The organism is Mesorhizobium sp. M7D.F.Ca.US.004.03.1.1 (genome assembly GCF_003998635.1).
Lineage (GTDB): Bacteria > Pseudomonadota > Alphaproteobacteria > Rhizobiales > Rhizobiaceae > Mesorhizobium > Mesorhizobium loti.
Genome location: NZ_RZQG01000141.1, coordinates 1 through 9724, shown reverse-complemented (window position 1 = coordinate 9724; position 9724 = coordinate 1). Strand labels below are relative to the sequence as shown.

Genomic DNA, 9724 nt, shown 5'->3' with positions numbered 1-9724 from the left:
GTTCCTTAGCCGATGCGAGCCGGCGGCAGTTCGAACAGAGTGGCGCCGTTCTCCTGGCCGCGTTCGACATAGCCGATGACTCCAAACCATCTTGCGACATCCGGTCCCCGGAGCCAGCTGCGCGAGTGGATGGGGAGGTTGCCGGCAAGCGCCTGGATGTGCCGGATATGCCGCTTGCAGAAGCGGACGGTCGCCGCACGGAAGAAATCCTCCTGTGCGGCAAACAGCGTGTCGGCGGCGTCGCTGTTCTCATGCCAGGCGATGATCGCCACGGCCTTGTCGCCCTCGACAAGCGCGTGAGCACGGCCTTCCTTCAAATTCATCATCAGATTGTCGTAGGCGATCTTGCTGTCCTTGCCGGCCGCCGCGTATTCGTCCGACATCCGCTTGGACAGACCACGAAAGACATCTTCCAGATCCCCGAGCGTTGCTGCGCGTGCTCTCATTTCTCCTCCTGACGCCCCGGCAGGCAGTTTGCCCTAAGGTTGGGGGATCACCAAGCAAATCAAATCCGCTGGTGGCCTAATATGCGCAAAGTGATTTCGCCCAGAGGATGCGGGCGCCGCCGCCTACGCCGGCAAGCCTGCAATCCGCATGGCGTCGGTGACATCATCGACGATATCAGGCGCAAGTCCCACCGCGGCGGACCAGCGGCCGATGGTGAAATGCGGGTCGAGCGACAAAAGCCGTGCTCCCGCCGCTTTTGCCTCGTCGATCCGTCCGAGCCTGGCCAGCGGTGCGGCCAGCCATCCGTGCAGCATGCTGAATCCGGGGTTCATCTCCACCGCCCGCCGGCCTGATATGACGGCCTGTTCGTGCAGGCCGGTGAGAAAATTGCCGAATCCGATCATGCCTGGCGGCACACAGCTCATGGCGTCGAGGGGGTTCAGCCGTAACGCTTGCTCGCCCCAGTCGATTGCCCGGGCAGCGTCGCCGCCATAGGCAACCGACACGCAACCGAAGGCATAGACGAAGGCGCAGGAGGCGCTGAGCGTCAAAGCCTGCGCAAACGCCTCGTCGGCCAGCCTGCGATCATGCTCCACGATGCCGATGGTGAACCCGGCCAGAGCGAGCGCCATGGCGTCGCCCGAGCCGTGCTCGATCGCTGCATGGGCATGGCGGATCGATCGCTCCCGATTCTCCGGTTTCATGCCGCCGCGCACGAACAGCGACTGATGCGCCCAGGCGGCAAAGCCATGGGCAAGGGCATAGGTCGGTTCGATGGCGAGCGCCTGGTCCAGCAGCGGCAGGCCCTTGGCTGCACCATGCGGCATGAAGGTGTAGACGTCAGGCAGCGCGCGCAGCAGCAGATCATAGGCGTCGAGACTGTGGGGGCGCTGGCGCTTGACGCGTTCGACCTCGGCCCGGCGCAGATTGGGCTCTATTGCCGCAACCACGCTGATGGTGATCTCGTCCTGCAGCGCGAACACATCGGTCAGTTCGCGGTCGTAGCGTTCGGCCCACAGATGGCTGCCGTCCTCCGCGTCGATGAGCTGGCCGGTGATGCGCACGCGGCTTCCCACCTTGCGCACGCTGCCTTCCAACACATAGCGCACGCCGAGCTCGCGCCCGACCTGCTTCACATCCACCGCGCGGCCTTTATACGTGAAGCTTGAGTTCCGCGCGATCACGAACAGCCAGCGGATCTGCGACAGACCGGTGATGATGTCCTCGACCATGCCGTCGGCAAAATAATCCTGCTCCGGATCGCCGCTCAGGTTCACGAAGGGCAGCACGGCGATGGACGGACGGGCGGGAATGCCCAGGCCGGGCTTCGGTTGCTTCACCGAGGCGATAGCCTCGGCCTCCTCGCGCACGGTGCCGACGAAGCGAAGGCCCCTGCGCAGGATGGTGCGGATGAGGCGCTGCTCCTCGCCGCTGTCGTGCAGTGCATTGCGCGCCGCGTTGATGCGGCTGGCGAGCGTGGCGTCGGAGACGATGCGCCCCTGCCAGACCGCGTCGATCAAATCGTCCTTGCTGACCACCCGCTCGCGATTGCGGATCAGATATTGCAGCAGGTCGAACACCTGCGGCTCGATGGAAATCAGGTCGTTGCCGCGGCGCAGTTCGCGCCGATCGCCGTCCAGGGCAAAATCCTCGAAGAGATACGGCAAAATGGCTTGCTCCAGACCGCGCGGCAAACAGGCCGACACTTTAGCCGTGTCGTGGACGCAAAATCAAAGCGATCTCAAGGTAAAATCAAGAGGTCCTGAAGGCCGCCTCAAAGCGCGTCCGTCAGCCCTGCCGCATAGTCCTCCTGCAACCAACGCAAACAACATTTTGAAAAGGAGAACTCAAATGTCTAACACCGCAGCAAAGTCCGTCGTCCTTGTCCATGGCGGCTTCGTCGATGGCTCCGGCTGGGACGGCGTCTATCAGATCCTCAAGAAGGACGGCTATGACGTGACCATCGTCCAGAACCCGACCACCTCGCTCGCCGACGATGTCGCTGTGACCAAGCGCGCCATCGCCGCCGCTCCTGGCAACGTCATCCTGGTCGGCCACTCCTATGGCGGCGTCGTGGTGTCGGAAGCCGGCACCGATCCGAAAGTGGCAGGTGTAGTCTACATCGCAGCCTTCGCGCCGGACGCCGGAGAGTCGGTTTCGAGCCTGATCGCCAACCCGCCGCCAGGAGCGTCGGTGCCACCGATCCTGCCGCCCGTAGACGGCTTCCTGATGCTCGACAAGGCCAAATTCGCAGCCTCGTTCGCCGCCGACGTCCGTCCCTCGCTCGCCTCCTTCATGGCGGATTCGCAGGTGCCGTGGGGCGTGGCGGCGCTCGAAGGCAAGGTCACCGCTCCAGCCTGGAAGGTGAAGCCCAGCTGGTATCTGGTCGCCACGGATGACCGGATGATCCCGCCGCCGGCTCAGCGCAATATGGCCAACCGCGCCCAAGCGACGACGGTGGAAGTACCCGGCAGCCACGCCGTCTATGTCTCCAACCCCGCAGCTGTCGCCAAGCTCATCGAACAGGCAGCCGCCGGCATCGCCAAGAGCTGAACCGCATCACATCCGGAGATGGATGGCCCGGGCGCCTGTGGCGCCCGGGCTTGTTGCTTTGCTGGGATGATCCACGAAAGACATCCTCCAGATCCCCAAGCGTTGCTGCGCGTGCTCTCATTTCTCTACTGGCGCCCCGGCGGGCAGTTTGCCCTAAGGTTGGGGATCACCAAGCAAATCAAAATCCGGATGCAGGCCAATAGGAGCAAAGTTTCGCCCGAAGGATCGCGATGCAATGCAGTGTCCAGTAGTTTGGCGGACGGATCGATGTCGTTCGGCCCCGATCTGACAAGCGAAGCGTGCCGCAAATCTTCCTCGCCGCGGAAGTGCTTCACATTTCGCCGTCCAGTTGTGCCGTTGCGGGCGAAAATCCGGACGTCGTGGTCAATGATGATTGGCTACGGTAGTCGTCGAACTTTATCTCGTGAATTCGGCCGTTACCTTCAGGAGGCTTCTCAACCAAGGTCGGCTGCATGGCTCGACAAACTTCAAACGCATCAACAGACTTGCAAAACCGCGATTCAATTACCTTGCGCTGAAATGGTTACAAAACGCGAAAGAGCCCGCGCATTGTCCAAAGGACACGCGGGCTTTTTGATTGTTTTGGGGGGATCCCTCAATCCCCGTGTCGCGACCCATAAGCAGACATTGCCCTGAATGGCGCTGATGTAGGCAACGGCTAGAGTGGTGGCACTGGCAACAGGCTAGTTTCCTCTGTCACCCGGCTTGTGGCCAGCGTCGCGAGTGTCAGCCGTGCTGAAACTCGTCGTTACGCCGACAGTAGTGGAACAGAGCACGATGATCGCCAGAACTCTAAATAATGCGGTTCGCATGCTTCGCCTCCCTGCGCCGAAACCGGCCATCCAGTCTCGGAACTCAAGGATCATATCGCGTTATTCAAATGAACAACGAGGCGTCGCATACACCAATCGGTCATTTTTCCATGTCAGTTCGACGTAGGCTCATGTCAGTTCGACGTAGGCTGATGTGCAATGACCCGCGCCTCCCCACTGACGCGGGCCGACCAAGCGTTGCCTTTGGCCAGCAGCCTTACCCAGGGAAGGGACGGCGCTTTCCGTCCAACTTTCCGCCTGGTTCCCGTTTCCTCGGATGCCCTTCCCGAGAGATGGGTGATGGTGCCCAGAGGCGGATTCGAACCACCGACACGCGGATTTTCAGTCCGCTGCTCTACCAACTGAGCTATCTGGGCCTGTTCCGGCAAACGAAAACGCGTTGACCGGATTTCATGAAGGCGCCGTGGGGCGCCCCTTGAAAGCGCGTGGGTTATAGCACGGGAATTCGGCCTGTCCAGCGCCTAGGTGGCGATTTCAGACAGGAAAAGCGATGCCGTGTAATACCCCGGTTTCCATGCTGCTTGCATGGCCGGAATGGCGCACGGCATGGCACGATCCGGCCTTCGTCACCCTTGCCCGCGTCGCTGTTGCGGGCTCAAATGCCATGTCACGGCTTTTAGCCGGCGATCGAGGCACAGCAATGCTTTCGCGGCACCAGGCGCGCCGCAAGTAGTCATCGCCTATCTGGCGCCGGTCACGCCTCTGCGAAAATCGGAGGGCGACATGCCAGCCAGCTTGCGGAACGACTTGTTGAAGGCGCTGAGCGAACCGAAGCCTGAATCCATGGCGACGCGCAGCACATTGGCGTCCTGATGCATCAAAAGCGCCTGCGCGTAGCTCAACCGCAGCAGGTTGACATATTCGTTGAGCGTCATGCCGGTGGATTTCTTGAACAGGCTCATGGCGTATTTGGGGTGAATGTCGGCGGCGGCAGCGATGTTCACGCAATCAATGTCGTAGAGGAAGTTCTCGGCGATGAAATCGCACATGCGCCCGACATTGCGCGACGATTGCTGGTCGAAGGGGCTGCCCGCCTCCTGCCCGGGCGCGGTTTCGGGCACGAGCCGGTAGGGCTCGAACCGCACCCGCTCCAACCTGAGCAGCAATTCGTTGACGGCGTGTTCCGCCTTGGCCTGGTCGCCGGACCGTGCGTAGCGGTTCCAGCGCTCGAAACTATGGTTGTCGGACTGGTCGGTGGCGCCGGTCACCAGCGTGGCGCCCGTCATCAGCCGGTGCCTTATGTCCGTTGGCAGGTGCAGGCGAAAAAAATGCACCAGCGGCAGATGCGCTCCGGCATAGATGGCGTCGTCGGACAAATCGTCCATCTGGTGCGGCAGGCCACCCCAGAACAGGCACATCTCGCCGGCCGAAAGCGAAATCTCGTGGTCGTTCATGCGGTAATGCACGCTGCCGCGCACGATGAAATTCACCTCGACCTGGGCGTGCCAATGTGGCTTGAGCATCACGAGGGGATTGGTGTGAAACATCTGCAGGAGCAGTGGCAGGCCTTCCACGCTGCTGGCGCCAGGCTGGTAAAACGGCCGCTCAGGCATCTTACTTTCCGCCAATTTCATATTCCCTTTGACGGCGACAGGCCCTGCCCACTGCATAGTCTAGCCACGCTCACAGTGAGAGAGCAAATGAAATGGGAGGATTTCTATGCGCATCACAATGACCTGCGCCGCGCTCGCGCTTGCCCTGGGCTCAGCCCCGGCCTTTGCGCAATCCGGCGAAATCACCATCTGGAGCTGGAACGTCGCGGCTTCGTCGCTGAAGGCGACCATTGCCGGCTTCAACAAGCAATTTCCCGACGTCAAGGTCACGGTCCAGGATCTCGGCAACCAGCCGACCTACGACAAGTCGATTGCCGGCTGCGCCGCCGGCGGCGTCGGCCTGCCGGACATAGTCACCATCGAGAACGGTGAGGCCGAGAATTACTGGAGCCAGTTCCCCGACTGTTTCGTCGACCTGCATACGCTGGGCTACACTGCCGAGGACCAGGCGAAATTCCCCGACTTCAAACGCACCGAACTCGAAGTCGGCGACAAGGCCTACTCGATGCCGTGGGATTCGGGCCCGGTCGCCGCCTTCTATCGCCGCGACTTCTACGAAAAGGCTGGCGTCGATCCGGCGTCGATCAAGACCTGGGATGATTTCATCGCCGCCGGCAAGAAGATCCAGGCCGCCAACCCGGGCGTCACGATGACCAACGCCGATTTCAACGGCGACTCGGAATTCTTCCGCATGATCTCCAACGAGCAGGGCTGCGCCTATTTCGCCGCCGATGGCCAGTCGATCACGGTCAACCAGCCCAAATGCGTCGACGCCATGACCAAGGTCAAGGAGATGAAGGACGCCGGCATCATCTCGTCGGCGGACTGGGGCACCAAGATCACCAACAACACCGCCGGCACCGTCGCCACCCAGATCTATGGTGGCTGGTATGAAGGCACCATCCGCACCGAATCGGCCGGTGAAAACGGCAAATGGGGCGTCTATCTGATGCCGAGTCTCACTGCCGACGGTCCGCGCGCCGCCAATCTCGGTGGTTCTTCGCTGGCCATTACATCGGCGTCCAAGAACAAGGAGGCTGCCTACGCCTATCTGAAATACACGCTCGGAACCAATGAAGGCCAGATCACGATGCTGAAGGAGTTCGGCCTGGTGCCGTCGCTGGTGTCGGCGCTCAATGACCCCTATGTCTCGCAAGGCTTGCCCTACTGGGGCGGCCAGGCGGTGTGGAAGGACATTCTGGGCACCTTGCCCAAGGTTGTTCCGAGCCGCGGCACGCCGTTCCAGAGCGATGCCGAAATCATCGTCCGTGCCGTGCAGACCAAATATCTGGGCGGCGGCTATCCGGACGCCAAGGCGGCGCTCGACGACGCCGCAAGCCAGATCGCGGCGGCGACCGGATTGCCCGTCAAGTCATGACCTCCCAAGCCGGGTCCGGGGCAGGCGCTTGCGCCGCCCGGACCCGATCTCGCGCGCTCCTTGCGGGGCGTGTGATGGCTTGCATTTTCTGACAAACCGGCTCCGCTGCTGCGGGGGCATAGAATGAAACGTCGACGGATAAAGGAGGAGGAGGAAGATGCGCAACCGCAACGCCACGGCCTATCGCTTCCTCACGCCCTATCTGCTGATCTTTGCAGTCTTCTGGGTGTGGCCGATCATCAGCTCCTTCATGATCTCCTTCCAGGCGACGCGCACCGTGCCGTGGCGGTTCGCGCCAGGCTTCAACTGGGGGCGATTGATCGGCGATCCGGCCTTCTTCAACGCGCTGAAGAACACGCTGCTCATCCTAGTCATCCAGGTGCCGGTGATGATCTCGCTGGCGCTCGTCATGGCAGTGCTTTTGAACTCGCCGTTGCTCAAGGCGCGCGGCCTCTATCGCTTTGCCTTCTTCGCCCCGGTGGTGGTCGGCGAAGTTGCCTACTCGGCGGTGTTCCGGCTGATGTTCAACCTCGATTTCGGCATCATCAACAAGCTCCTGAACAGCGTCGGCCTGCCCAAGATCGACTGGTTTTCCAACGTCACGCCGGCCATGGCGCTGATCATGATCGCGGTGACCTGGCGCTGGGCCGGTTACAACGCCATCATCCTGCTCGCCGGCATGCAGTCCATTCCCGAAGATGTCTACGAGGCGGCGACGCTCGACCGTGTCAGCAAGCTCAAGCAGTTCTTCTACATCACCCTGCCGCTGCTGAAGCCGGTCATCGTGTTCTGCCTCGTGCTGTCGATCATCGGCACCATGCAGCTGTTCACCGAGCCCTTCCTGATCACCGAGCGCGGCGGACCGGGCGGCGGCACGGAGACGCTTGGCCTACTGCTCTACCGCCAGGGTTTTCGGTCGCTCAATTTCGGCTATGCCTCGGCCGTCGCCTACACCATGGCCGGGCTGGCGATCGCCATCACGCTGGCGCAGCTGTGGCTGACGAGGGAACCGAAATGAGTTCGCGCTCCTCCACCAGGCTGGGACGCAGCCTCTTGCTGCATCTGTTCCTGACGCCGCTGGCGCTGATCTGGCTGTTTCCGCTGTGGATGATGGTGGTGTTCTCGACCATGCCGGACAACGGCATCTTCAGCCCCGGCATCGAGCTTTTGCCGCACGGCAACTTCATCGACAATTTCAACAATCTGCAGCGTGACACCAATTTCGTCGGCGCCATCGGCATTTCGGTCTCGGTGGCGGTGACCTACACTGTCCTGTCGGTGCTGCTGACGTCGATGGCCGGCTGGGCGCTGGCCCGCTACCAGTTTTTCGGCAAGGGCGTGGTTGTCGCCATCATCCTGGGCACCATCACGCTCCCCTATGCGGTCGTGCTGATCCCGCAATTCATCATGGTGGCGCGCGACTTCAAGCTCGCCAACACCTGGGTGGCGCTGATCGTGCCGCCGCTGTTCAACTCGCTCGGCGTGCTGTTCATGCGACAGAGTTTTTCGATGATGCCGGACGACCTCTTCGACGCGGCGCGCGTCGAAGGCGTCAAGGAATGGCGCATCTTCCTTTTCGTCGCGCTGCCTTTGGCGCGGCCGATGCTTGCCGCACTTGCCATCATCCTGTTCCTCGCCTCCTGGAACAATTATCTGTGGCCGCTTTTGATCAACAGCCAGCCCGGTTCGATGACAGCGCCGGTGGCGCTAGGCACGCTGATCGGCCTCACCAAGGTGTCATGGGGCGGCATCATGGCGGGCGCGGTGATGCTGACGGTGCCGATGCTCGTCGTCTTCGTGCTGCTGCAGCGCCATTTCATCGCCGGCATTGCCGCCGGCGCGGTCAAGTAAACAGGATCAGCATGGCAACTGTCACGCTCAACAATGTCGTCAAGCGCTTCGGTGTCTTCGAGGTCGTCCACGGTGCCAGCATCGACATCAAGGACGGCGAATTCGTCGTCTTCGTCGGCCCTTCCGGCTGCGGAAAATCGACGCTGCTCAGGATGATCGCCGGGCTCGAGGACATCAGCGGCGGCGAGATCGCCATCGGCGGCAAGGTGGTGAACGATGTCGAGCCGGCCGACCGCGGCATCGCCATGGTGTTCCAGTCCTACGCACTCTATCCGCACATGAACGTCGAACAGAACCTGAGCTTCGGCCTGCGCATGACCGGCAACCCGAAGGCCGACACCGACCGGCGGGTGAAGCGGGCGTCCGAGATCCTGCGCATCAGCGAATTGATGGACAGGCGCCCGAAAAAACTCTCCGGCGGCCAGCGCCAGCGCGTCGCCATCGGCCGCGCCATCGTGCGCGAACCGCAGGTGTTCCTGTTCGACGAGCCGCTCTCCAATCTCGACGCCGAATTGCGCGTCCAGATGCGGGTCGAGATCTCTCGGCTGCACAAGGAACTCGGCGCCACCATGATCTATGTCACGCACGACCAGACCGAGGCGATGACACTCGCCGACAGGATCGTCGTGCTGCGCGCCGGCCATGTCGAGCAGATCGGCCGGCCGCTCGATCTCTACGACAATCCCGACAATCAGTTCGTGGCGGGTTTTGTCGGCTCGCCGAAGATGAACTTCATCAACGGCCGCATTGTCGGGCACGATGCGCGTGGTGTCGTGGTCGAGCTGGCGGGTCAGGAGAAGACCCGTATCGTGCAACCGCTGACGGGCGCTGCACCCGAAACAGGCAACCCAAAAATCGGAAGCCCAGAAATCGGCAGCAGGGTCATCGTCGGCGTGCGGCCCGAACATTTCGGCAATGCCGGAGAGGGCGACACCGACCTTGTGGTTGCCATCGACGTGGTCGAGCACCTAGGCGGCACAAGTTTCCTCTATGCCAGAACGGCCACGGTGACGACGTGGTGATCCAGCGCGACGCGGCAAAGGTCCCTGACACGCCCGAGATCACCGTTTCCATCCGCAAATCCTACC

7 protein-coding genes, 1 tRNA gene and 1 pseudogene are annotated in these 9724 nt (G+C 61.9%); 5 read left to right on the top strand and 4 right to left on the bottom strand.

Annotated elements, in window-relative coordinates; genetic code table 11:
- Positions 1-5: 5 nt before the first annotated feature.
- Positions 6-446 carry a hypothetical protein gene (locus EN935_RS11155; RefSeq protein ID WP_109666627.1) on the bottom strand — a complete coding sequence of 147 codons (441 nt, stop codon included), beginning with the start codon at positions 444-446 and terminating at the stop codon, positions 6-8.
- A gap of 123 nt (positions 447-569) precedes the next feature.
- Positions 570-2114 carry a winged helix-turn-helix domain-containing tetratricopeptide repeat protein gene (locus EN935_RS11150; RefSeq protein WP_127262332.1) on the bottom strand — a complete coding sequence of 515 codons (1545 nt, stop codon included), beginning with the start codon at positions 2112-2114 and terminating at the stop codon, positions 570-572.
- A gap of 184 nt (positions 2115-2298) precedes the next feature.
- On the opposite strand from EN935_RS11150, the gene EN935_RS11145 reads away from it, so the two are divergent.
- Positions 2299-3000, top strand: coding sequence for an alpha/beta hydrolase (locus EN935_RS11145; RefSeq protein WP_127262333.1), 702 nt, complete (start codon positions 2299-2301; stop codon positions 2998-3000).
- 1134 nt (positions 3001-4134) lie between these two features.
- Here the strand turns inward: EN935_RS11145 and EN935_RS11135 are convergent.
- Together EN935_RS11135 and EN935_RS11130 are read right to left on the bottom strand one after the other, a co-directional pair.
- Positions 4135-4210, bottom strand: a tRNA-Phe gene (locus EN935_RS11135).
- A 324-nt stretch (positions 4211-4534) separates the two neighbouring features.
- Positions 4535-5428 (bottom strand): helix-turn-helix domain-containing protein, encoded by an 894-nt coding sequence (locus EN935_RS11130; protein ID WP_206532339.1) that lies wholly within the window; start codon positions 5426-5428, stop codon positions 4535-4537.
- Between the two features lie 85 nt (positions 5429-5513).
- Here EN935_RS11130 and EN935_RS11125 point away from each other — a divergent pair, with 85 nt between their 5' ends.
- From EN935_RS11125 to ugpC, 4 genes and pseudogenes are all read left to right on the top strand, one after another.
- Entirely contained in the window at positions 5514-6785 is a 1272-nt protein-coding gene (locus EN935_RS11125; RefSeq protein ID WP_109670578.1) for an ABC transporter substrate-binding protein, read from the top strand.
- A gap of 157 nt (positions 6786-6942) precedes the next feature.
- Positions 6943-7803 (top strand): sugar ABC transporter permease, encoded by an 861-nt coding sequence (locus tag EN935_RS11120; RefSeq protein ID WP_109670576.1) that lies wholly within the window; start codon positions 6943-6945, stop codon positions 7801-7803.
- Positions 7800-8636, top strand: a complete 837-nt coding sequence (locus EN935_RS11115; protein WP_127262335.1) for a carbohydrate ABC transporter permease — start codon at positions 7800-7802, stop codon at positions 8634-8636. The genes EN935_RS11120 and EN935_RS11115 overlap by 4 nt, the downstream gene beginning before the upstream one ends.
- An 11-nt stretch (positions 8637-8647) precedes the next feature.
- Positions 8648-9724, top strand: a pseudogene (ugpC, locus tag EN935_RS11110) (sn-glycerol-3-phosphate ABC transporter ATP-binding protein UgpC); the annotation flags it as partial.